Genomic DNA, 23305 nt, shown 5'->3' with positions numbered 1-23305 from the left:
TTGACAGCGGAGTCGGTGAAGGAGTCGTTCAAGGGGTGGCACCTACCTCCTGGGCTTCCTTCTCGTCCTTCTCGTCCTCTTCCTCGCGCCAGGCGTGGAAGGAACGGCCCCAGGCCGTACGAACCACGTCCGAACCGCCTGGCCACTGCCACTGGTAGAGCTGCCCGGCGAGCAGGGAGTAGTCGAGGGGGACGTCTTCACGCCGTAGAAGCAGAACGATGTCCCGCAGTCGCTGCGCGAGCGTGGCCAGGTCGGATGCCTTCCCGGCGCGCACCAGCCGCTTGCGCAGCGGGTCGTCGACCTCACCGGCCGACATGAGTCGGCGCACCGCGGCGCCGAGGCCACGGGACCGGCCGTACTTGTCCAACTGGTGTACGCCCGCGCTCCGCGACTGCTGGTGCAGGGCCCAGAGAGTGAAGGTCATGAGCAGTGCCTCCTCGGCCCGCTCCAGCTCCGCCTCGCTCCATGGACACCCTTCACCACGCGTGTCCTGCAGCGACGCGAGATCGACCAGATCCCACAGGTCGAACACCTCCGCCGCGCTCTTCCCGGCCTCACGGCTGAGCCGGGCCCGAGCCGCGACGGCTTTCGCCTGGTCGGTGACGTAGCCGCGCTGCCAGCTACCGATCTGCCGGTGGGCGAACTTGGCGACGATCTCATGAACCGGAGCCGACACGGTACTGGTGGTCATATGCGTGCACCTCTAGAGGGATTCCTCCGCCGCGCCCGGGTCGGACCGGCGGTCGGACGGGAAGGACTGGCCGAGGCAGGTGCGAAGCCGTGCCCGGAACCATCTCTCGGCGAGCGCGGAGTTGAGCCACACGCTGCCCTGCTTGGAAGACACAGTGCGCCCCTCCCAGGCCCGGTCGCCCGCATCGGCGACCAGCTGCCTGCCGAGCCGGAGAACGATCCCGTAGACCTGGCGCTGCCAAACGTCCCGCTGCTCGCAGGGGTCGTCCGCCGAGCCCAGTGCGGCGAGCCACGTGCGGTAGGGGCCTTCGAGTGCACCGAAGGCGCGGTCTCGCGCGACGCTGCGGGGACCCTCGTTCTCCGTGCCGGCAGCACGTTCCAGATCGGTCGCGAGATCGCCGAGCGTCTTGACCGCCTCGTCGGCGTCGCCGGCCGCGTCGATCGCCTGTTGCGCGTACTCGCGGTCCTGCTCGTGAAGAAGGACCACTGCCATGGTCAGGTGGTCGTCGACGACTTCGTCGACGACGGACTGTTGTGTGCCATAGGTGGTTCCGATGACCCGGGCCCGAACGAGGAAGCCCCGCTTCAGTTTCCGGCTCGTCACCAGGCGGGCCACCCATTCCAGCACCCCGGGCCGCAGGTGGAGGAGCACACCGTCCGTGCCCTTCTTCATCTGGTGCCGGTCAGCCACAAGCGAAGCGACCCCGCGCCACGCGGACCGCGTGGGATCGTGCTCGCGTGGCAAGTAGATCAGGTCCTCGCGGTGCTTCTTCTCCTGCGCCTGGCTGCGGCGCCAGGCGGTCATCGGCTCGTGCGTGTGCATGTTGCGTGCGGGAAGAGGATCGCCGTAGCCGAGGACGACTCCGTGCACGCCGCCGGCATCGGCGTGCAGCCGCATGCGTCGGCTCTGCCACGTGTACAGGTCACGGAGCCCGGTAGGAGTGCGCTCCGCTCCCCCGGGCCCGCTCGGCTTCCGTCGCCACGCGGGCCGGTCGTCGGTCCCGAACACGAGCCCGCTCGTATCCGCCGCCACAAGGTTGAGCAGCAGGGTCTCCCTCAAATTGCCCCCTTCGACGAAGACCCCGCCAAGGTTCCCGGCCCAGCCGACGCCCAACGGGTAGACCTTTCCTCCCTTGGCGCGTTCGTCGCCCACGACACCGCTCTTGATGCCGGAGGTGTCGTACGCGTGGGCGTGCACCACCCATCTCGCCGCCTCCGCGAAGCTCAGCCGGTCGACCGCGGGCAGCCGAGCCGAGAAGAACGGATCGCCGTTGGGCACGTCCGCAACGATCCTGTTGAGCGAGGAGACTTCGTCCTTCGCCGTCCTCAGTCCGGCCGTCTGGAAGAACGGCACCTCCGGGGCCAGGAGGTCGAACGAGCCTCGGTGGACGTCGAGGTACTCCCCCACTCCCGCGAAGCACTCCTCGTCGTTCCACAGTCGCGCCCAGTGCTCGATGTCCTTCGGGCCGTCGAGCGCGTCATGGACGATGGCAAGGAGGAGCCGTGTCAGGGCGAACTCCTGTGTAGGCAGATCGCCCGCGATCCGACGGATTTCACGGGCCTGCGAGAACACCTCACGTATCGACAGTTCGCTTTCCACGCCGTCCCGTTGAAGCACTCTGATCCACGGACGCTCCGTCAGGTCGAACGACAGCGCGCTTGCGCCGGCCACGCTTGGCATACTCGCGCGGTCCGCCGCCCTCGTCCCGCTCACCTCAGACACGGGTCACCTCAAGTCCCTCGGTCTTGGAGTACCGGAGCGAGAAGCCTGCCAGCTGGGTCTGACAATCCTCGTCGAGAGCGAGAATCAGCTGGCCGGCGAGCCAGGGGCTGTCCTTCGACTGCCAAGCCGGTACGTACAGTTCTTCAAGTTCGCTGATGGCCTGGTTCATCACCTCTCCGTACGAGAACTGCACGGGCAGGCCCAGTCCACTCGCCGCCGCCGCACGCGCGGCCAGCCGTTGCGGTACCTGGTCCCACGGCAGTTCCAGTCCGCCCAGCCGTCTGCCCCGGCGGTCCTCGCCGAGCCACGGCACGGTCGTCAACGTCCCGTTCCCCCGCCTCTGCACGACGACGACCTCCAGACCGTCACGGGTGTCGCGGACCTGGGCCCGTCCCTCGGGCGTGTCATCCGCGTCCCCCGCGCCGGCGGCCACCCACCCGAAGAGCGGTTCCCCGGGCTTGCGGACGTCGTCCAGCCGGAACGTCGCCGCTCTCCTGGCCTGGTCGGCACGGTGCTCCTCGTGCTCGGCCCACGCCTCGCCCAACGCCGAGGCCCAGGCCTCCGGGACCGCCTGCCCGTCGGCGTACGCGCCCTGCACCAGCGGGCTGATGTCCTCCGGCAGCCGTACGGGCACGGGGGCCGTCCCGTCGAAGTGCGGGAGCAGCACGGCCGCCGAGCGCAGGAGCAGGTACTTCCCGTACACCGTGACGGACCCTCGTACCGACACTGGTACGGACTCTCCCCAGTCGGCACCAGTCACCAGACACCGCGGCTCGCGAAGCCTCTCAGGCCGGTCCGCCTGGCCCTCTCCGCGCTGATGACGGTGCAGGCGCCCCATGCGCTGAAGCAAGAGGTCCACGGGGCACAGGTCGGTGACCAGGAGGTCGAAGTCCACGTCGAGGGACTGCTCGGCGACCTGGCTCGCGACCACGATGTGTCTCCGCCGAGGGCGGTCAAACGTCTCCCCGGGCGGTCCGAACCTCCGCAGGAGCTCCTTGTCGTTCGCCGCCCGGTCCAGGTCGAGGAAGCGGGCGTGTGCCACGGTGACGTCGTCGTGGCCGAACCGCTCGCGCAGCACGCGTGCCATGTCCAGCACGCGCTTCACGGTGTTGCGCACCACCAGCGCACACCCACCGTCGCGCAGTTCCTCGGCCAGCCGGTCCACGAGGACCTCGGGATCGTCGTCGAGGCGCTCCACCCGTACGGAGACACCGCGGCCGGACGCCTCGGGACGCCACACGACGGGAGATCCGCCCGCGGCCACCGCCGTGAGCAGGGGGTAGCCTCCCGCAGACGCGACAGCGTCGAAGGACTCTCGCTCGGTCCCATCGCCCGCACGCGCGTCGGCGTACGCCTCGACGAGCCCTCGCCGGCGGGCCGCGGGCAGCGTCGCCGACAGGATGACCACCGGCACCCGATAAGCACCGAGCCACGACAGGACCCGGTCGAGATAGGCACTCATGTACGTGTCGTACGCGTGTGCCTCGTCGATGACGACGACCTTGCCCGCGACCGCCAGGTGCCTCAGCGCCAGGTGCTTGCTCTTGAGCCCGGCGAACAGCAGCTGGTCCACGGTCCCGGCCACGAAGGACGACAGCATCGCCTTCTTCCTGCCCCGCAGCCAGGTGTGGGCCACCAGTTCCGCCACGGCCGCGCGAAGCCCTGGGGACGGCCGTCCTACCTCTCCTTCGGCGTCCAGGTCCACAGCCGCGACCTTCCCGGCCCCCTTCATGACGTCGGTGAACTCGTCGTTCAGCGCGGCCTTGGAGTGGGCAAGCAGCACCGAGTGCCGCTGGCCCTCCAAGGACGGCAGTTTCCTCAGCCACTTCAGCAGCCGGGGAAACATCGCGTTGCCGGTGGCCATGGTCGGCAGTGCGAAGAACACTCCCCCGGCCCCGGACCGGGAGGCGAAGATCTCCGCCACGGCCAGCGCGGCCTCGGTCTTCCCCTCCCCCATTGGCGCCTCGATCACCATCAGACCCGGCGCCGTCATGGACCTGGCCAGCTCGACCGCCGCCGCCTGGACAGGCCGCACCGTCGCTCCCGTCGGGAGCGCGAACCTGGAGGCGAACAATTCCCGGACGCCCTCGGGCGGATCCGTCGGCCGCCACGGGGCCGGCAGGTCGAGCCCGCGCCAGGCGGCCGCCGCACGCTCGGCACCGCTCCGTGGACCCTCCTGCGGGTAGTACGGGAACAGCTCCGGGTTGCTCGCGATCCAGTCGGCGACGATCACCAGCGCCGTCAGCAGCACCTGCACGGGCTGCGGCAGCTTCACCGCTCGCCACTCCCCCAGCCGGTCCCGCACACCGAATTCGTCGGCACACGCTTCCAGCAGCTCCGTCTGTACCCGACGCCACAGGGGCCTGCTCGCGCCCGCCGACCGCAGCAGGTGTCCACGATTGTCCAGCGCGCTGATCTGCCCGTACTCGGGCGGCACCCCGTGGTGCCCGCCCACGACCACCGAGAACTGATCACACTGCCCGGGCGCCCAGCCGCAGCGCTCCTCCAGCCACTCCCCCAGCAGCAGCTGACTGGCCAGCGCGTGCGGCGCCAGCCTGCGGTCGGGACCCATCTCGCGGTACGACCGCATCTCAAGGCCCACATCCCGCATTCGATCGGCCAACGGCTCGACCTGACAGGCGAACGCGGGCGTGGCCTTCCCAATGTCGTGGACCCCGGCGAGCCACATGACCAGCCGGCGCCCGTCGGCCTCTCCGGCGGGCAGCACCTCACCGATCAGCCGGCGAATCTGCGACGGAACCCACTCGTCCCACAGCATGCCTGCCACAGCCGCGCTGTCATCCATGTGCTGCGCCAACGGCAGCCACCCATCGGAGTCCCTGTCGTGCTTACCCCACAGCGCGAGCACCGGACCCTCAAGTCTGCCGCGAAGGCCTGAACGGCCCTCCCCCTCACGTGCCATGGGTGATGCATACACGGCGGCGAAGGGTGCCGGGAGCCGTTCGAGACAAGATCCGGGGATCTTCATCGACTTGCGCGGTACTGACACATAGACAGCGACCGACCGCGTAGAGTGAGTGCTCTTTGCGCTCGGTGCGGTGACCTCCCAGCAGGTCTGACTACTCCGCCGCAACGCAGCTCCGCAACAGTGAGGCCCAGCGGTAGGCCTTCGTTCAGGGTGAGGAGGAACCTCCGGTCCGCGACATCAAGGTCCTGGTCCGCGAGGAGCCGGAGCGTCTCCACCGCAACACACCCTGGTCGACTGGGTCCCTGAGGTAGCCGTCCGGGCTGGTCCCCGCGCAAGCGGGGTGTTCGGATTGCTCCGCCGATCCCTGCCATCACCCCGCCGTGGTCCCCGAGCAAGTAAGGGCGTTCTGGCCGGGCCCTCACTTCTGTGGTCCCCGCGCAGGCGGGCCCGCCTGCGCGGGGACGCCGCGATGGGCGTCACCGCCCTGCACCAGCCACTGCAGCGGACGCCCCCCGTTAGCCGGGCTTACCGCCCCGCTTCCGCGCGGTCGGCGCTGATTCTGGTCCATGCTGGATCCGAACGGGTGGGAATGGCGGTTCACATGGCGAGTGGTGAGGCGATTTGCCTAGGCTGCCTCGACATGAAGGGGTGGCCATCGGGGCCAGCCTCGCGGTGATGGGTGCGGGAGAACAAACCGGTGAACCGCAAGGGTGAGTACGGCAAGTTGGTGCGGGACCGGATTCCGCAGATCATCCGCGAGGACGGGGCCGAGCCCGTCACCTACATCGCGGCCCCGGAGGAGTACCGCAACCGCCTGCGGGACAAGCTCGGCGAGGAGGTCACCGAGTTCTTGGAGGCAGACGACGCCAAGGCGCCGGAGGAACTCGCGGACGTGCTGGAGGTCGTGCACGCGCTCGCCGCGGACCTGGGGGTCGACGCGGGACAGCTGCAGAAGATCCGCGAGGTCAAGGCTTGTGAGCGCGGCGCCTTCGCGGACCGGATCGTCTGGACCGGCAACCGCTGACCACGGCCGCTTCGACTGTCATTCGGTACACCACTTCGTGCACAACGTACGCGACTGAGTACGTTCGTTGGTACGCGTCTCTGTGCACCAGGCCGCAGGCAGCTGGGGACGTTCGCCGTACGTCCTACGCCGTCGGCTTGGCCAGGACCGCATGGCAGACCCCGGGCAGCGGCAGCACTGGGGCGCCCTCGGCCGGCTGGAGCCCGGCCTGCCGAGCGAGAGCGGTGATCTCGCCCGGGGTGATGCCGCGCTGGAAGGTCCCCTTGGCCTGGCTGGACCAGAACCCGTCGTGATGGACGCTCCAGCCGCCGTCGGCGGCGGCCTTGGTGATCTCCTCCGGCGAGCGGGTGACCACCACGACATGCCCGCCGGGGCGGGCGAAGGACGCCGCGTCCTTGACCGCCTGGATCCGCTGCCAGGGATCGGGCAGCACGTTGAGGACGAACATCGAGGTGACCAGGTCGAACCCTCTCCGCTCGGGGCGGGGCCAGCCGAAGTCGTCGTGCGGGTCGAAGCCCTCGGCCTCCAGACCTGCCGAGCGGTAGTGGGCGATGTCGGCGCCGCGGCCGCAGCCATGGTCCAGGACGCTTCGGACACCGAGTGGACCGGCTAGGTGCTCGGTCACCGCCCGGGAGGCCGGGGAGGGTGCCTGGCGGCTCATCGCGGTCTTATGGGGCTGATACTCCCGCCTGGCCGGGGCGGCGGGGCCTTCGCCGGTCAGCTCGCTCAGGGCGAAGAGAACGTCGTCCGGCTCGGCCGCCTGAAGGGTCAGGGGCAGGTCGATCAGCAGCGCGGAGTGGTCGGTGAACGCCGCCGGACCGCTTCGCCCCGAGGCATCCACGGTGACGGTGGCCGTCGGAGTCAGATGGTCGCTGAGCAGGGCGAGATCGCAGCGGAAGCGGCTGGGCTTGCCGTTGAAGATCCGCTCGAAGGTGAAGGCGGGCGCCTCGTCGGCGGTGGTGTCGACTAGGGCCTGTCTCCTTGACAGGCTATGGGCGCCATTCCTGCTGGTAGGCGGGGTGTTCGGCGTATGACTGGGCAAGGACTCGCAGCGCGTATGCCAGGCCGGCCGAGCGGGAGTCCGAGGGGTCCATGGCCTTGTAGTCGTGCGCCAGTTGCTCGGTCAGGTCGAGCATGGGGAGATGGCTGTCGAGAAGAGCCTCGCCGCCCAGGGTGTCGGCCACGTAGGCATAGGCGTGATTGTCGTCCATGATGCGTGCGACGAGGAACTTCACAAGATCGTCCATGTGGTCATCTTCGCGGGCAAGGTGCTTCGGCAGTCAAGCGGCTGTCCAGATGAGGATGGCGGCGAGGTGGAGTGCGGCCTGATAGGCGATGGCGAGCTTGTCCGTTCGCATGGCCAGTCCGCGCCACTGCTTGAGTCGGTTGATGCACCGTTCGACGGCGTTGCGCTGCTTGTACGCCTCGGCGTCGAAGGCCGGTGGTCGGCCTCCGTCGCGGCCTCGCCGCAGACGGTGGCCGACCTGGTCGGACGGCTGGGGGATGACGGCGCGGATTCCGCGTCGCCGGAGGTGATTGCGGATCGCGCGGGATGAATACGCACGGTCCGCCAAGACGGCATCGGGTCTGGTCCTCGGTCGTCCGAGTCCGCTTCGCGGAACACGGATGCCTGCCATGACGGTCTCGAAGGCCGGGGCGTCGCCCGCCTGGCCTGCGGTTATACGGAGAGCTAGGGGCCGTGCACGGCTATCGCTGGCAAGGTGAACTTTCGTGCTCAGGCCACCGCGGGAGCGTCCGAGGCCATGATCGTCAGGTTCGGCCCCGGGGGCCCCTTTTTCCTGGCGCCGGCGGCGTGCTGGTGGGCTCGGCAGACGGTGGAGTCCACCGAGACGGTCCAGCCGATGTCGGCATCAGCGTCGGCCGCTGCCAGAATTGCGGCGAGGATGCGTTCCCAGGTGCCGTCCACGGCCCACCTGATCAGGCGTTTGTGAGCGGTCTGGAACGAGCCGAGCTCGTCCGGCAGGTCCCGCCAGGGCGAGCAAGTGCGGTACTTCCACGCGATGGCTTCCAGAGTTCGGCGGTGATCGGCCCATCGCCGACCACGGACCGGATCGGCCGGCATCAGCGGCTCGATCCGGTCCCACATCGCATCAGTGATCACTAATCGGACAGACACATCCGATCAACTGACCAACCGATCAAAGAGACACGCTCAGGCCCGCTCCCCGCGTCAGCTGCTGCAGAACCTGCCGTTCGACCTCGGTTGTGAAGGCGCTGGTCTCCTCACCGAACAGGCCGTCCGCGGGGCGGGGGGCGAGGTTGAAGTCCCCGCAGACCAGCAGCGGGCGCCCCTTCTCAGCGGTCGCTATCGTGGCGAGCTCGGCCAGCTGGGCGGCCCGGGAGGCACCGGCATAGGCGTCGAGATGCACCTGGAGGACGAGAAGCCACTCCAGCTCGACCCGCTGAACCCACGGGGCCGGCGAGGACACGGCCGGCGGGGCGAGGTCCTCGCTGACCCAGGCGGCCAGATGCCCGTCCCCGCCTGCGCAGGCGAAGCCTCCCAGAGTCGGCGGCGTCCGGTCGGCGGGCTTGAACGGCTCCTGCGCGAGCACGATCTTCACGCCGTGTTCGCGGAGCCACGCGGCGAGGTTCGCGCGGGCGCCGGAGGCACCGAGACGCTTGTTGAGGTTGACCGAGGCCAGCAGCACGAGGGTCCTCTTTGGGGTGTCGCTGAAGGCGGTCGACATCTGGTGGGCGAAGTGGCAGGCCGGCGGGCGGGAGGCGCTGGTCATGCGTCCTCGTGGCAAGTCGGTCGGGGTGCACCAGGTGCTCGGGGAGGCCGAGCAGGCCGCGGTGCGGCAGGCGGTCCTCGATCACCGGCCCTGTGACGTGGGGCTTTCCGGTCAGCTGTGGACACGGCGGTTGGTGGGTGAGCTGATCGCGAAGCTGTACCGGGTGCGGCTGACCGAGGTGGGGGTGGGCAAGTACCTGAAGCGGTGGGGGCTGTCCTTCCAGCGCCCGGACAAGCGGGCCGTCGAGCAGGACCCCGGGGCTGTGGCGCGCTGGCATCAGGAGACCTGGCCGGAGATCCGCGCGAAGGCGAGGAAGGACGGCGGAGAGAATCTCTTCGCCGATCAGGTCGGGATCCGCTCGGACCAGGTCACCGGCCGGACCTGGGGCGAGAAGGGCAGGACGCCCGTGGTGCGGCGGAGCGGGAACCGGTTCTCGGTCAACGCGATGTCGGCGATCAGCACCAGGGGCCGGATGCACTTCATAGTCTTCACCGAGAGCTTCACCGCCGAGGTGATGTGCCGCTTCCTGGACCGGCTTGCCGGCCACTTCGACCACCAGGTCCATCTCGTGGTCGACGGGCACTCCGCCCACCGTTCCAGGAAGGTCCGCGACTGGCTCGCCGCCCACCCCGACGACATCGAGCTGCACTTCCTGCCGTCGTACTCGCCCGAGCTGAATCCCGATGAGCTGGTCAACGCGGACCTCAAGCACAGCCTGCCCAAGCAGCATCGGGCCCGGAACCAGTCCGAACTCGCCGCCGAGACCCGCCGCTTCTTCCGCAGACGCCAGCGTCAGCCGCACGTCGTCCGCGGCTACTTCGGCGGCCCGCACGTCCGCTACGTCCTGGACGAGAACCCCATGAGTTCCTGATCAATATGTGCTGGCGGGCAAGACACCCGTCCTCGTACACAATTCCAACCGCGGGCCAGCGGAGTATTATCGCGGCACCAAGGGCGGCGGGCCGAGTTTTGTGCCGAGACCGAACGACTACAAGGTGGACCCCGCAACAGGATTCGTTAGGGAAACGCACGGCGTTTCCTTGTTCGATAATCCTGGAAGTATCACGAGCCGCGGTTTCGAGTCACATGGAATTGATCCGGCATCTATGCCTGGCACGCTTCGAGTCATTCAACGGGGCAAAGATTTGAGACATTATGAAATCGTACCTGCACCGGGGGCAAATCTAACCCCTGCGAGGTACGCCGAGGAGCTATCGAAAATTCGGTGCAAGTGCGGTGGGGGCGGATGAACTTGGTGACGTACCACGTCAGATTTCCCGATTATCTCGATGGCTATGAGGCTGAGACCGAGGCCAAAGGCTATCTGGTGGGAGTGGTCGTAAGTGCAGGGAATAGATCCTTCGAACTTACGGTCTACGACCGGGCTCGCCTGGTTCAAGAACTCGATGATGAGCTGGATTCTGATCGCGCGCATTTTGCCGTTCCTAACTTGCTCGTCGTCCGATCGGTAACAAGGGCCGAGATCTTCAGGACCGTCGAAGCCCTGGCGAAAGGAAATTTTCAGGAGTTGGTGCCGAATCCGGCGGAATAGCGAACCAGGCGCCAAGGTGCGGAGCGAGCGGACATGGTCCGCCCAGATGTACCGGACCGTGATCGAGCGCTCGGAGAGGTCCGGGCGCCGGCGCTTCTCGTCCACCTGGGCCTGGTCGACGGGGTAGATCTCCATCCGGCGGCCCCGGCCGTCATTGTCCAGGTGGCGCTTGAGCCATCCGGAACGGATCAGGTTGGCCCGGCGGCGTTCCCAGTACGCGTTGTCGACGCGTTCCAGGTTCGCCTTGGAGGGCTTGGACTTGCCCCGCATCCACGACTTGATCGTCCGAGGGGTGACACCCTGGTCCTTCAGGGCGTCACGGCCAGCTGCACTGTCGAGGTAGCGCAGCCGGGCCGAAAGTCCACGGTCGGAGGTGACGGGCGAGACGATCCCAGACGAGTAGACGATGCGGTTCAGCTCCAGGATGAGGGCTTCCCCGCCTTTCATGCCCCGGGCGTTGTATTTGCCGAATTCGCCCCAACGGCTCCACAGTTCGGACGACCCGGCCATCAGCGCTTACCCCCGAGAATGTAGGTGTCCTTTCCTTGACCTGATTCAGGTCACGGCCCTCCGGGAAAACCGTGCGCCACTCCCCCGCGACGTGGAGTTCGCCAGTGCCGGAAATCTCCACGATCTGAAGTCTGAACCGGTGCGCCTTGTGGGCCTTCATCCACAGATACGCGAAAGCCTTCGCGCGAATGATGTGCATCCAGTCGGGGCGGCGAATTTCCCGGTTCGCGCTGGACTCGCCAACAGTTGACACGAACTCAGGATGCATGGCCTTGACATAAGCCACCGTCAGTTCGTCGATATTGGCCAGGGCAGTTTTCCGGGCTTCCGCCAGGGCGCGGCGGAGATTTTCCAGCAGGGCTTCCGATGCGCCCGAGACGAGGGAGCGGTGGATCGTGGGCGCGGCGGCCAGGCCCTGGCGCGCGCAGTCGAGGAGGAGGCGGAGGGTCGACTCGGTCACCTACAGCTCGCCGGGCTCGATCCGGTGCCCCAACGGGTTGGGCAGGTCCGCGTGTTCCCAGGCGGGCGGGGTGATGAGATGGACGCCGGACTTCTTCGGTCGTGTGTGCCGCTGGTGTCCTCACGAAGCTGGCCGATCGGCAGCCAGCCCCTCAGCGCCGAGCAGTAAACCGCGTTCATATCGAGCGCGGCCACCTCGATACGCTCACCCTTCTTCGCCGCCGCGAAAAGCGAGGGGTAACGCCACTTCGGACGGCCCTCCCAAATCTCGTCGGCGCCTTTCTGTGACTTCTTCTGGAGAATGTCGGCGGTCGGCGGGAATTCGGAGCGCTCGTACCGGCCACCAACCCGCGAGGCCTTGAAGATGGTCATGATGTCGGGGATCGCCGACTTGATCAGCTCGGCCTGCGCGCCTCCACGTCACCGGAGACGTCGGCCAGGACCTCGTGCAGGCGATCGGCGATCTGCTCCACGAGCGAGGCGGAGGCGTAACCCGCAGCGGACGTGCGGGAGTTGGCCGGAGCTGCAACCCCGGCGGGCGGAGCGGGCGGCACGGACGGCTTCACGGGGGGGGAGCACTCGCGGCTGGCCCCGCCGGCTCGGCGGGCACGGACTCCTCGGAAATGGCGGGCGCCTCATGCGGCGCCGCGCGAGCAGCCGGTGCGGTAGCGACCGGAGCCGGTGGCGCGGCCTGCGTGACCGGCGCAGTCGCTTCGGGCTCCACGACGGGCTCGGGCGCCGGGACCGCCGCTGACGGGGCGTCGTCGGTCGCGGACGGCGCGGCGGCCGCGGCCTGGCGGACGTCGTCGGCGACGGCCGGGCAGTCGGCGGGGCCGAGGTGCTGAGGGTAGCCGTCGACGGCATCCCGGGCCGACTCCCCACACACACGGCCGCGCCACGACCATGGGCGCGGGGATCGGTGGGTCCTGCCTCGGCGCTTGGGTGACCGGCGAGGCCGGGTCCGGCTCGGCCTCGGACACTGTGGCAGCCAGGGCGATTGGGGCTCGTGGCGGGGGCGGTGCGGCGAGCGTCTGCGCGCCGGGGCGGAGCTGGGTACCGCGCCGTGCAGGACGCCCACCGCGTGCGTGAGGCCGGCCAGCAGGTCGAGCACGTGCAGTTGGCAATGCACGGTGAACAGGTCGACATCCTCCAGCGACCTGGCTCCTGGCGGCCTGTTTGCGCGAGACCTGCGCCTGGGACTGGCCGAGCCCGGCGGCCAAGTCGCCCTGCCCCTCGCCCGTACGCGTCATCAGCGCGGACACCGTGAGCCAGAAGATCTCCTCAGTACTCATCATGTCGGCACCCTGGAATCAGAAATACAGAATCGGGAATCCGCATAGAGGATGCGAATGTTGAACCCTTCGGAGGATGTAGCGGGCGATACTGACCCCCTCGTATCCGGCCGTACGAAACACCGACAGCTGGGACCATCCCTGCGCGAGCAGGGAGCAGGACATTGCGCCGCGGACGCGCACGGCGAGTTCGGGACCATCCCTGCGCGAGCGGGGAGCAGGTCACCTACGGCACCTACGTGGCACCCACGAAGGGACCATCCCCGCGCAAGCGGGGAGCAGCGGTCGATGGCGTAGGTGACGGTGGGCACGGCGGGATCATCCCCGCGCAAGCGAGGAGCAGCCGGCCCCGGTCCTCCCCGGCGAGCACCGGGTGGGACCATCCCCACGCGAGCGAGGAGCAGGCGGGCTTGCCTCGCAGGTCGACGCGCTCGGCGGAACCATCCCTGCGCGAGCTGGGAGCAGTGTCGCGCTGGAGCGCGCCGCCGATGGACAGGGGGACCATCCCTGCGCGAGCGGGGAGCAGCAGTAGATGTAAGCCATGGCCTGGCCGGCCTTGGGATCATCCCCGCGCAAGCGGGGAGCAGGCGGCCCCGGCCGAGACCGAGCCGTACGAGATGGGATCATCCCCGCGCGAGCGGGGAGCAGGCCGGCGGCGGCACCAAGACCGTGGCCCAGGGACCATCCCCGCGCGAGCAGAGAGCAGTGTCCTACGAGCCGTCCCGCGCCGTCGAGCGTTGGACCATCCCCGCGCGAACGGGGAGCAGCCCGAGGGCGGGTTCCTCGTCGCCCCGCAGCAGGGACCATCCCCACGCGAGCGGGCAGCAGCCGTCGGTGTCGGTGATCGTGAAGGACAGCGGAGGACCATCCCCGAGCAAGCGGGGAGCAGACCGACCCGGACCCGGACGCCAGGCTCACGATGGGACCATCCCCGCGCGAGCGGGAAGCAGGCCCGTCGAGCGGGCGCTGGCCCGGTTCGTCGAGGGACCATCCCCACGCGAGCGGGAAGCAGCCGCGGCCCCTCATCCCCTGTGTTCCCCGGCAGGGACCATCCCGCGCTAGCGGGGAGCAGAGGGCGACCGCTGTCCGCATGGCCTCGACCGTGGGACCATCCCCACGCTAACGGGGAGCAGATGACCCCGGCCGCCGCGCTGATCCGCCGCGTGGGACCATCCCCGCGCGAGCGAGGAGCAGACGCCCGTGGACCCGCTTACCTCCCCGGCCTTGGGACCATCCCCGCGCGAACTGGGAGCAGCACGGGGTCAGCGACATCACCGTGCGGAAGGCGGGACCATCCCCGCGCAAGCGGGGAACAGAAGAAGGCGGAGGTGAAGAAGGCCCAGGTCACGGGGCCATCCCCGCGCGAGCAGAGAGCAGATCGGCACCGTGCGCACCGGGAAGGAGCTCGTGGGACCATCCCCGCGCAAGCGGGGAGCAGCCGGGCAGGTACGCGCCCAAGGAGTGACGGCAGGGATCATCCCCGCGCAAGCGGGGAGCAGGTGTACGGCTGGAGACTGAACCCGGTGGGGCAGGGACCATCCCCACGCGAACGGGAAACAGCTTGCTGCACCTTCCGCCGGCCGCCCGCGTGGGGGACTATCCCCGCGCAAGCGGGGAGCAGAGCCATCAGCTGGAGCACGACGTCCCGCTCGCGGGGACCATCCCCACGCGAATGGGGAAGCAGTTGCGGGAGGCCAGCCGCCACGGCGTGTGGTGGGGACCATCCCCACGCAAGTGGGGAGCAGGTCGTCGGCGCCCTCGACGCCCTGTGGGTGGTGGGACCATCCCTGCGCTAGCGGGGAGCAGGTGAAGGGCGCCGTGATCGCGTTCATGGCGATGGGACCATCCCCCGCGCAAGCGAGGAGCAGGTCGTCAGACTGGCTCGGATGCAGGATGAAGTAGGGACCATCCCCACGCAAGCGGGGAGCAGGCCACCTTCTCCTCCGTCGACTTGGTGTAGTCGGGACCATCCCTACGCGAGCGGGGAGCAGTAGGCGCGCAGCCCGAGCCACGCGGCGAACAGGAGACCATCTCCGCGCAAGCCGGAAGCAGCCGCCGTCGCGCCGGTTGGTGCGCTTGGAGGCGGGACCATCCCCACGCGAGCGAGGAGCAGTCCGTGGAGCCGATGAGCACGCTGATCTTGCCGGGACCATCCCCACGCAAGCGGGGAGCAGCGGGTTGGCCAACCCTCCTTGCAGGTACGCGAAGGGCCATCCCCGCGCGAGCGGGGAGCAGGCCCGGGTGCCGTACGAGCACAAGGAGGGCGCGGAGCCATCCCCACGCGAACGGGGAGCAGTCGGCGAAGTACCTCGGCGACATGATGGACCAGGGACCATCCCTGCGCGAGCAGGGAACAATAGATCTCCGGGAACGACGGCTCGTCGGTGTAGGGACCACCCCCACGCGAGCAGGGAGCAGTGCCTCGGGACTCGTGTTCGCCGACCGTGGACGGGACCATCCCGGCGCAAGCGGGGAACAGAAACTGGACGCTGCCGGCGCCGTCCTTGTGGAGGGGCCATCCCCACGCGAGCGGGAAGCAGGCCTCGGGCACGACCACGTGGATCCTGAACCAGGAACCATCCCGACGGGTGCGGGGAGCAGCGCCCGGAATGGGCTCGATCATGCCGCAGTGGGGGACCATCCCCGCGCAAGCAGGGAACAGGGGCCGGACGCGTCGGAGGACATCAAACGCCGGGTGCCAATCCCCCGCGCGAGCGGGGAGCAGCCGAGGGCCTTGGCTATGGGGCCGGGCACCATGGGACCATCCCTGCGAGCGGGGAACAGCCCCGGCCGGAGTCCAGCCGGGGGCGGTGGTGCGGAACATCCCCACGCGAGCGGGGAGCAGTTGACGTCGTCGTTGCGGTCTCCGAATTCCAAGGGACCATCCCACTCGAGCGGGGAGCAGGCCCAGGAGGAACGGACCGAGAGCACGTGGTGGGGACCATCCCCCTGCACGAGCGGGGAGCAGGCGGCGGGTTGTCCGGCGGCCTGGCGGGCGGCGGGACCATCCCCGCGCGAGCGGGGAACAGTGGATGTTGAGGTCCCCGAAGATTTGCAGGTTGGGACCATCCCCACACGAACGGGGAGCAGGGGCGTAGGCCTCCGAAGATCCTGCCCATCAGGGGACCATCCCCACGCTAGCGGGGAGCAGAGCTGGGACCGGTTCCTCGTCGAACAGGCCGTCGGACCATCCCCACGCTAGCGGGGAGCAGACTCGATGACCTGCAGTTCTGCCGCACGAGGACGGCAGCCACTCCGATCGGCCACGGCGAGCGCGCAGGCAGGCGCATACAGGTACCAGTCGACTTCGGCGTGAGCACGATGGATCAGCCGGGAGGCGAGAACGTTCCCGCAGCCAACGGCCGCCATCGCGGTCTCGTCCAGGACGATGTGTGTGGCGTCGATCACGGGCGCTGCACCTGCGCGAGGCGACGGCCAAACTCGTCGTCCAGGTCGCCCTCCTCGGTGAACGCATACCCGGCCCACGCAAGCAGGGAGCAGTCACCAAGCCCCGGAGGAGAGCGGGGGACCATCCCCACGCGAGCGCAGGGAGCAGTAGCGGAAGTGGGCGACGTCGCGGGTGTCCCAGGGACCATCCCCACGTGAGCAGGGAACAGCGCGCGTCCGTCGGCCGCCTCGGAGGCGATGAGGGGCCATCCCCGCGCGAGCGGGGAGCAGCGCTCGTTGCCCACGTTCGTGAGCTGGAACTGGGGACCATCCCCACGCTAGCGGGGAGCAGAACGATCTCCGCTACGCCTTCATCTTCGACACGGGACCATCCCCACGCGAGCGGGGAGCAGCTTCGAGCCACCCACCTGGAGGTAGTAGAGCTGGGACCATCCCCACGCGAGCGGGGAGCAGGCTCATGATCAGGTCGTAGGCGGCCTGACGGCGGGACCATCCCCACGCGAACGGGGAACAGGGCGATGCGATCCCCACCGAGGTCCTGGAGCCGGATCATCCCCACACGAGCCCGGAGCAGGCCGCCTCGGGATCCCGGTCGAGCCCGCCACCGGGACCATCCCTGCGCGAGCGGGGAGCAGTTCCTGGCGGCGCGCTTCTCGGCGCGGTCCCGGGGATCATCCCCGCGCAAGCGGGGAGCAGTGCGGCTGGAGTTCGACTCCGCCGTCCACCTCGGGATCATCCCCGCGGAAGCGCGGAGCAGCCGACTCCTGGGGCTGCCAGACGGTCGAGGTCGGGATCATCCCCGCGCCAGCGGGGAGCAGTCGACCGCGTATCCGGTGGAGCAGTCCACCTTGGGGCCATCCCCGCGCGAGCAGGGAGCAGATCGCCGCCTGCATGCGGCCGTCGGCGAACGCGGGACCATCCCCGCGCAAGCGGGGAACAGCCGTCCTGTGCCCTCTGGCGGCCGGCTCCCGCGGGACCATCCCTGCGCGAGCAGGGAGCAGGTCAGGGGCCACGTCTCGCCGGCTGAGTACGGGGGATCATCCCCGCGCAAGCGGGGAGCAGACCGCCCACGACTCCCCGAACAGGTACCGGGAGGGATCATCCCCGCGCAAGCGGGGAGCAGGCAGCGTGCGCAGACGCGGACACGAACCTGTGGGGACCATCCCCGCGCGAGCGGGGAGCAGTCGCCGTCGAAGCCCCCCGCACCGGGGTACCGGGGGACCATCCCCGCGCGAGCGGGGAGCAGTCGCCGTCGAAGCCCCCCGCACCGGGGTACCGGGGGACCATCCCCGCGCGAGCGGGGAGCAGACAACACCCGTCGGTAACGAGCGCAGGGGCCTGGGGCGGGGAGCAGAGTCCGTCCAGCACGCGTGCCAGAGCGGGCTGGGGACGCTCCCCGCGCGAGCGGGGAGCAGGGGGGCTCTGAGACAGAGGACCATCCGCACAGGGGACCATCCCCGCGCGAGCGGGGAGCAGGGCAGCTGCGGCTTGGTCTCGGCGTGCACGGGGGGACCATCCCCGCGCGAGCGGGGAGCAGGTGAAGTCCTGCGTGCCGCGGCCGATGTCGATGTCGATGTCGATGGGACCATCCCCGCGCGAGCGGGGAGCAGACCAGAACGGTGGTGAGCGGGGCGCCGGTGTTGGGACCATCCCCGCGCGAGCGGGGAGCAGGATGCCGCGATCCTCTGGGCAGATGCAACGTCGGGACCATCCCCGCGCGAGCGGGGAGCAGTCGGGAGTCCGCATCGCCGGTACGAGGAGGGAGGGACCATCCCCGCGCGAGCGGGGAGCAGTGCTCGGACGCAAGTGGACGTTGCGGCTGCTCGGCGCCTTCCTGGTGGGACCATCCCCGCGCGAGCGGGGAGCAGTCGTGGAGGACGGGCAGGGCCTGGGAGCGCTTGGGACCATCCCCGCGCGAGCGGGGAGCAGTAGCCCTTGTGGTCGAGGCCGATGGTCAGGTGGGGACCATCCCCGCGCGAGCGGGGAGCAGACTCACCCGACCGATACGTCGGGTTCCTCCGCGGGACCATCCCCGCGCGAGCGGGGAGCAGATCCCGGCGTGCGCGACTACCGACCCGGAGGCGGGACCATCCCCGCGCGAGCGGGGAGCAGCAGAACGGGGAGTCGATGGGCAGGGTCTCGCCGGGACCATCCCCGCGCGAGCGGGGAGCAGGCCGCCGAGCACACCCACCGGCTCGTCGCGACGGGACCATCCCCGCGCGAGCGGGGAGCAGCGACTCGAGGTCTACGACAAGATCTTCGACCGGGGACCATCCCCGCGCGAGCGGGGAGCAGCTCCAGCACGACGAGGAGCACCACCGCCTCATGGGACCATCCCCGCGCGAGCGGGGAGCAGGGGCGTCTCTCCGCTGCGGGTCACCGGCTGGCGGGACCATCCCCGCGCGAGCGGGGAGCAGCTCCTGGCGGCCGTCAAGGGCATCCAGGCCGGGGGACCATCCCCGCGCGAGCGGGGAGCAGTCGGCGCCGGCGTACCAGTCGGCGCTCCGCGGGGGACCATCCCCGCGCGAGCGGGGAGCAGGCCTTGGCTCCCTTGGGGTGAGCCGCGATGGCGGGACCATCCCCGCGCGAGCGGGGAGCAGGTCTTGAACTCGTGCGCCGAGTGGATGATGAGGGGACCATCCCCGCGCGAGCGGGGAGCAGCCGTAACCATCGCCGCCGCGGCGGCCGTCACTGGGACCATCCCCGCGCGAGCGGGGAGCAGCGGCACTGGCGAAGACGCTGGCCGGCAGTGACGGGACCATCCCCGCGCGAGCGGGGAGCAGAGTTCCTTCTCCAGGATCCGGCCCTCGGTGAGGGGACCATCCCCGCGCGAGCGGGGAGCAGATCGCGAAAAGGACGTGGAGGAAGACGACGTAGGGACCATCCCCGCGCGAGCGGGGAGCAGAGAGGTCCCCGAGGAGCTGCTCGACGGCGAGGGGGACCATCCCCGCGCGAGCGGGGAGCAGAACACGAGATCGCCGGGCTGGAGGTCGGCGGGGGGACCATCCCCGCGCGAGCGGGGAGCAGTTGTCCCGGGTGTGCTCGTGGGTTCGGAGGGTGGGACCATCCCCGCGCGAGCGGGGAGCAGTCCGCGACCCGGAGGAAGTGCACGAGCCGGTCGGGACCATCCCCGCGCGAGCGGGGAGCAGTTCCGCCGCTCGTCAGGCTGGTGACACTGCTCGGGACCATCCCCGCGCGAGCGGGGAGCAGCTCCGCCTCCCAGCCCTCGTGCCACAGCGGCAGGGACCATCCCCGCGCGAGCGGGGAGCAGCATCGCGGACCTAACTCCCGAGCAGCGGCTGACGGGACCATCCCCGCGCGAGCGGGGAGCAGATCGACGCCGAGCGCACCCGCCAGATCGCCAAGGGACCATCCCCGCGCGAGCGGGGAGCAGACAGAGGCGCTCAGGCCCTCTGGCGGGGTCGAGGGACCATCCCCGCGCGAGCGGGGAGCAGCCCGCGAGCCCCCGCCCAGGGGGCGGGCCCTGGGGACCATCCCCGCGCGAGCGGGGAGCAGCCACCGTGAGACTCGACCAGCTCCCGCAGTGTGGGACCATCCCCGCGCGAGCGGGGAGCAGTCCGGGGCGTCGCCGTGGACGTACAGGTGGTGGGGACCATCCCCGCGCGAGCGGGGAGCAGTCGTCCACGCCAGGGGCGGTGTAGTGCAGGAGGGGACCATCCCCGCGCGAGCGGGGAGCAGCTGACTCGATGACACTCACGGCAGTAGCGGACGGGACCATCCCCGCGCGAGCGGGGAGCAGTCGACGGGGCCGCGCCGCTGCTCTTGCGTGGGGGGACCATCCCCGCGCGAGCGGGGAGCAGAGCCGAGGCCTGGACCGACTGGACGAGCTGGAGGGACCATCCCCGCGCGAGCGGGGAGCAGAACGCGGTCACCCCGCCCGCAGCGCGAGACCTGGGACCATCCCCGCGCGAGCGGGGAGCAGACTCAATGACCTGCACTTCTACCGCACAAGCACCCCTGCCTTAAACTACTTTCACCGAAACCGGCAAACCAGACACTCCCTCCAACAGACACGAAGAACAGAACGCGCAACAGATCCCCCACCGCTTGGCACAATCCACTTCCCACTCGACCGACCGGCGTACCTCAACACCCACCAGAAAGCCCCGCAGCACCGTCCCTCGCAGATCGCACACGAAGCCGGGCCGCTTGGCAAAGCCCGACAGGAAAAGGCCTGCGAGCAGGTGAGGTTGCTGCGCACCCACGAGGCGCCTTCCTCGCGCGTGTCCGGCTGCGTGAGACTGCCGAAGGCGGCGTCCGAGAGGAACGTCGCGGAGGAGGACGCCCCGAGCCGCGAACTGGGCCGCGTCGGAAGCGACATGTTCCGGCCCTGGCCAGACGGCATGCGGCCTCGTGCTCCAATTCCTCGACGAGCTGGAGTAGCTCCTCGGTTGAGTTCCGGCCCGAGCGTGCGGCGCCCAGCACCGGGGCCGCACAACGGCCCACCGCTGGGCGCAACCGGCCGTTGCCGACACAGCAGAGGCCCCGCCGGCACGAAGCGCGGGCGGGGCCTGCCGGGTCTGACCCGGTTGACGGCGGGCGAGCCCCTTCATGAGCGGTGCGGTCCGCTCCGACCTCAACAACGACCCGGGCTCGCCTCCGGATACGGGCCGCGGTCGCAGGTGCGGGCTACGGGGCGGGCGTGTAGTGGACCACGGTGGTTTCGCAGGTGTCGGCGTAGACCTTGATGGCGTCGGCCTCGGCCTGGTCGGCGGTCAGACCCCAGCGGAGCTTGGTCGCGGTCCACTCACCGACGTAACGGCAATGTGCATCCGGCAGTGGCGGCATCCACTGTTTGATCACGAATACGTGGGTATCGGCCAACGCCGGTCGGTGAACAGCGGTTTCGCGGACAGCTCAGCCGTGGGAGTGAAGAGGTTCACCGAGGCAACGGTCCGCCGCATCCCACCGAACGGCAAACGTCATCGGCCCGCTGCGTGGCTGGCCACGCCGTAGTCGGATGGTTCATTCGCTCTGGTCCTGCAGCGCCAGCGACTTCACCAAACCGAACGACATTCGAATGTTCGGGGCGGAAGAATGTGCGGGTGATCGTTATCAGCGCGGTCATAGGAGTTGCAGTCGCCGTAGGCGCGCTCGCCGTCAGCGATCTGGCGCACCGGCATCAGATGGCCCGGGCGGCCTCCACGAAGCAGGCCGAGGCGGAACAATCAGCGCGTCAGGCGGAAGCGAAGCGGGCGTCCGTTCTAGTTCAGGCTTCCTACATCCAGGCGGGGGTCGGATGGCGGCCGTCTTCGCTCGCCGAGGGGAGCAGGTCGCGGAACTGCGACTGGCGAATCACAGCAGCCAGTCGGTCACGCAGCTGCGCGTGGAAATCGCCGGCGTACCTATCGCGGAGGCGTCTGGCTCTCTAGGCCGTGTATCGAAAGCCGATCTTGAGGCGCGGATGATCACGGTTCATGGGTCGGGGTGATCTCACGGACGAGCAGTGGGCAACGCTGGAGCCGTTGTTGCCGAAAGGGACGAAGGCAGGACGGCCGCCCGTCTGGTCCCGACGGCGCCTGATCGACGGCATACGGTTCAGGGTCCGGACCGGTGTCCCATGGCGGGATGTGCCCGTCGAGTACGGCCCTTGGGGCCGGGTCTACGACCTGTTTCGCCGGTGGCAGCGGGACGGCACCTGGCATAGGGTCCTCACCCGGCTCCAGTCCCTGGCCGACGCGAAGGGTGCGATCAGGTGGGATCTGAGCATCGACTCCACGGTGTGCCGTGCCCATCAGCATGCGGCCGGGGCCCGCAAGCAGGGTGACCTGCAGAAGGAACCGCCGGGCGGTGTGTTCACCGAGCCCGGAGATCACGGGCTGGGACGCTCGCGCGGCGGGTTCACCACCAAGCTGCACCTGGCCGTCGAGCAGGGCCAGAAGCCCCTGTCGATCGTGATCACGGCAGGACAGCGCGGGGACTCACCACAGTTCGAGCCCGTGCTGGAGAAGATCCGCGTGCCCCGCATCGGGCCGGGCCGGCCACGCGTCCGCCCCAACCGGGTGAGGGCGGACAAGGCGTACGCGTCCCGCAAGAATCGCGCCTACCTGCGCCGCCGCGGGATCCGCTGCACCATCCCGGACAAGGCCGACCAGGCGCGCAATCGCCAAAGACTCGGCTCCCATGGCGGTCGGCCGCCACGTTTCGACGCGGTCGATTACCGCGAGCGTCACGCGGTCGAGTGCGGGATCAGCCGCCTCAAGCGCCACCGGGCTGTGGCCACCCGCTACGACAAGCTCGCGGTCCGCTATGAGGCCACTGTCGTCGTCGCGGCCATCAACGAGTGGCTGTGACCAGCACACGTCGCTACAGCTCGTAGTCCTGGGCCAGCTCCTCCCAACGAATGCCGCGAAGCGCAAGGTCAGCGTCCTCACCCGCCGGTACCTCCGGGACGGGCTGGAACCAGGCGACGACGAGGGAGGAACCGTCCATTGTCGGGTCGAGCGCCGCGGAGTCGAAGACACCGACGCAAAACACGGAAGGCAGCACCTCAACGGGACCGAAGGCGCCGGCGGGCTCGTCCGGGTACTCGCGGGAGGGCGGAACGAGATGGACCGGCGTGGAGGAAAACGCGTGTTCGGCCTGCCTCTGAAGCCAACTGACCTTCCGGTCGTTAATGCGCTTGCACGGGTAGCCCTCCAGCATCCCCCCGTAGGTCGAAGACATCCGAAGCTCGGTGAGCCGGATCGAGCGACCGGACGAAAGGACTATGTGACCCAGTGACATGCCGCCACCCTATGCACAAGATTCACTTCCGATACACGGCCTAGCAGCGGTCCAGGTGCGCGTGTTCGTCGTCTCGTGAGATGCCGTGGGCATCGCTGACGAAGCATTGGACCTGTACTTCACTGGGCCTCCGCCAACTTGAAGTCGCAGGTCAAAGGGCTGGTGTGACCGGTGCTCAGGGTGCTCACGCTGGTCATGGGCGGCTGTCTGCGCAGTAG

Annotated in this window: 15 protein-coding genes, 2 pseudogenes and 2 CRISPR repeat arrays; of the genes and pseudogenes, 3 read left to right on the top strand and 14 right to left on the bottom strand. The window is 69.4% G+C overall.

The window, feature by feature from the left end:
• Positions 1-28: 28 nt before the first annotated feature.
• Genes casB through cas3 form a run of 3 tightly spaced genes read right to left on the bottom strand, consistent with a single transcriptional unit; the run spans position 29 to position 5336 of the window.
• Positions 29-691: a type I-E CRISPR-associated protein Cse2/CasB gene (casB, locus tag ACGFYP_RS34125; protein ID WP_393501917.1), complete on the bottom strand. Its 663-nt coding sequence runs from the start codon at positions 689-691 to the stop codon at positions 29-31.
• Between the two features lie 12 nt (positions 692-703).
• Positions 704-2371 carry a type I-E CRISPR-associated protein Cse1/CasA gene (gene casA, locus ACGFYP_RS34120; protein WP_393501915.1) on the bottom strand — a complete coding sequence of 556 codons (1668 nt, stop codon included), beginning with the start codon at positions 2369-2371 and terminating at the stop codon, positions 704-706.
• A 34-nt stretch (positions 2372-2405) separates the two neighbouring features.
• Positions 2406-5336 (bottom strand): CRISPR-associated helicase Cas3', encoded by a 2931-nt coding sequence (cas3, locus tag ACGFYP_RS34115; protein WP_393501913.1) that lies wholly within the window; start codon positions 5334-5336, stop codon positions 2406-2408.
• Between the two features lie 703 nt (positions 5337-6039).
• Here cas3 and ACGFYP_RS34110 point away from each other — a divergent pair.
• Entirely contained in the window at positions 6040-6366 is a 327-nt protein-coding gene (locus tag ACGFYP_RS34110; RefSeq protein WP_393501911.1) for a hypothetical protein, read from the top strand.
• A gap of 124 nt (positions 6367-6490) precedes the next feature.
• Here the strand turns inward: ACGFYP_RS34110 and ACGFYP_RS34105 are convergent, their stop codons facing one another.
• The 4 genes and pseudogenes from ACGFYP_RS34105 to ACGFYP_RS34090 form a co-directional block, all read right to left on the bottom strand.
• On the bottom strand, positions 6491-7408 hold the full coding sequence (locus tag ACGFYP_RS34105) for a methyltransferase domain-containing protein (protein WP_393501909.1): 918 nt from the start codon (positions 7406-7408) through the stop codon (positions 6491-6493).
• Positions 7356-7613, bottom strand: coding sequence for a DUF6221 family protein (locus ACGFYP_RS34100; RefSeq protein WP_266494927.1), 258 nt, complete (start codon positions 7611-7613; stop codon positions 7356-7358). The genes ACGFYP_RS34105 and ACGFYP_RS34100 overlap by 53 nt, the downstream gene beginning before the upstream one ends.
• A 33-nt stretch (positions 7614-7646) precedes the next feature.
• Positions 7647-8473 (bottom strand): annotated as a pseudogene (locus tag ACGFYP_RS34095) (IS5 family transposase).
• A 52-nt stretch (positions 8474-8525) separates the two neighbouring features.
• Positions 8526-9119 carry an endonuclease/exonuclease/phosphatase family protein gene (locus ACGFYP_RS34090; RefSeq protein WP_393501907.1) on the bottom strand — a complete coding sequence of 198 codons (594 nt, stop codon included), beginning with the start codon at positions 9117-9119 and terminating at the stop codon, positions 8526-8528.
• On the opposite strand from ACGFYP_RS34090, the gene ACGFYP_RS34085 reads away from it, so the two are divergent.
• Positions 9010-9990, top strand: a complete 981-nt coding sequence (locus tag ACGFYP_RS34085) for an IS630 family transposase (protein ID WP_393501905.1) — start codon at positions 9010-9012, stop codon at positions 9988-9990. The genes ACGFYP_RS34090 and ACGFYP_RS34085 overlap by 110 nt on opposite strands.
• Before the next feature lie 282 nt (positions 9991-10272).
• Here ACGFYP_RS34085 and ACGFYP_RS34080 read toward each other — a convergent pair whose 3' ends face one another.
• From ACGFYP_RS34080 to ACGFYP_RS34055, 6 genes and pseudogenes are all read right to left on the bottom strand, one after another.
• Entirely contained in the window at positions 10273-11181 is a 909-nt protein-coding gene (locus ACGFYP_RS34080; RefSeq protein ID WP_393501903.1) for a hypothetical protein, read from the bottom strand.
• 456 nt (positions 11182-11637) lie between these two features.
• Complete coding sequence (locus ACGFYP_RS34075) at positions 11638-12012, bottom strand: hypothetical protein (RefSeq protein WP_393501901.1); 375 nt, start codon at positions 12010-12012, stop codon at positions 11638-11640.
• Positions 12013-12035: 23 nt separating this feature from the next.
• Positions 12036-12194, bottom strand: a complete 159-nt coding sequence (locus ACGFYP_RS34070) for a hypothetical protein (RefSeq protein ID WP_393501899.1) — start codon at positions 12192-12194, stop codon at positions 12036-12038.
• A 1448-nt stretch (positions 12195-13642) separates the two neighbouring features.
• Positions 13643-13810, bottom strand: a complete 168-nt coding sequence (locus ACGFYP_RS34065; protein ID WP_393501897.1) for a hypothetical protein — start codon at positions 13808-13810, stop codon at positions 13643-13645.
• Between the two features lie 2350 nt (positions 13811-16160).
• A pseudogene (locus ACGFYP_RS34060) lies at positions 16161-16340 on the bottom strand (hypothetical protein); the annotation flags it as partial.
• A gap of 117 nt (positions 16341-16457) precedes the next feature.
• A CRISPR array of direct repeats spans positions 16458-17648; the repeat unit is 29 nt; unit sequence GGGACCATCCCCGCGCGAGCGGGGAGCAG.
• Positions 17649-17726: 78 nt separating this feature from the next.
• A CRISPR array of direct repeats spans positions 17727-20283; the repeat unit is 29 nt; unit sequence GGGACCATCCCCGCGCGAGCGGGGAGCAG.
• A gap of 707 nt (positions 20284-20990) precedes the next feature.
• Positions 20991-21164 (bottom strand): hypothetical protein, encoded by a 174-nt coding sequence (locus tag ACGFYP_RS34055; protein ID WP_393501895.1) that lies wholly within the window; start codon positions 21162-21164, stop codon positions 20991-20993.
• A 614-nt stretch (positions 21165-21778) separates the two neighbouring features.
• Here ACGFYP_RS34055 and ACGFYP_RS34050 point away from each other — a divergent pair.
• Positions 21779-22654 (top strand): IS5 family transposase, encoded by an 876-nt coding sequence (locus ACGFYP_RS34050; RefSeq protein WP_393501893.1) that lies wholly within the window; start codon positions 21779-21781, stop codon positions 22652-22654.
• Between the two features lie 13 nt (positions 22655-22667).
• Here the strand turns inward: ACGFYP_RS34050 and ACGFYP_RS34045 are convergent, their stop codons facing one another.
• The gene (locus tag ACGFYP_RS34045; protein WP_393501891.1) at positions 22668-23087 is read right to left on the bottom strand and encodes a hypothetical protein; all 420 of its coding nucleotides are present in this window, start codon (positions 23085-23087) and stop codon (positions 22668-22670) included.
• Between the last annotated feature and the right edge of the window lie 218 nt (positions 23088-23305).

It is taken from the genome of Streptomyces sp. NPDC048370 (assembly GCF_043200825.1).
Taxonomy (GTDB): Bacteria; Actinomycetota; Actinomycetes; order Streptomycetales; family Streptomycetaceae; genus Streptomyces.
Note: the sequence above shows the minus strand (reverse complement) of the source record. Positions and strands in the feature narration are given on the sequence as shown.

Bases quoted from the DNA above. Each gene is read 5' to 3' on its own strand.
- casB (WP_393501917.1), bottom strand. From the start codon at position 691: ATGACCACCAGTACCGTGTCGGCTCCGGTTCATGAGATCGTCGCCAAG.
- casA (WP_393501915.1), bottom strand. From the start codon at position 2,371: ATGCCAAGCGTGGCCGGCGCAAGCGCGCTGTCGTTCGACCTGACGGAG.
- cas3 (WP_393501913.1), bottom strand. From the start codon at position 5,336: ATGGCACGTGAGGGGGAGGGCCGTTCAGGCCTTCGCGGCAGACTTGAG.
- ACGFYP_RS34100 (WP_266494927.1), bottom strand. From the start codon at position 7,613: ATGGACGATCTTGTGAAGTTCCTCGTCGCACGCATCATGGACGACAAT.
- ACGFYP_RS34090 (WP_393501907.1), bottom strand. From the start codon at position 9,119: ATGACCAGCGCCTCCCGCCCGCCGGCCTGCCACTTCGCCCACCAGATG.
- ACGFYP_RS34080 (WP_393501903.1), bottom strand. From the start codon at position 11,181: ATGGCCGGGTCGTCCGAACTGTGGAGCCGTTGGGGCGAATTCGGCAAA.
- ACGFYP_RS34075 (WP_393501901.1), bottom strand. From the start codon at position 12,012: ATGACCATCTTCAAGGCCTCGCGGGTTGGTGGCCGGTACGAGCGCTCC.
- ACGFYP_RS34050 (WP_393501893.1), top strand. From the start codon at position 21,779: ATGGGTCGGGGTGATCTCACGGACGAGCAGTGGGCAACGCTGGAGCCG.
- ACGFYP_RS34045 (WP_393501891.1), bottom strand. From the start codon at position 23,087: ATGTCACTGGGTCACATAGTCCTTTCGTCCGGTCGCTCGATCCGGCTC.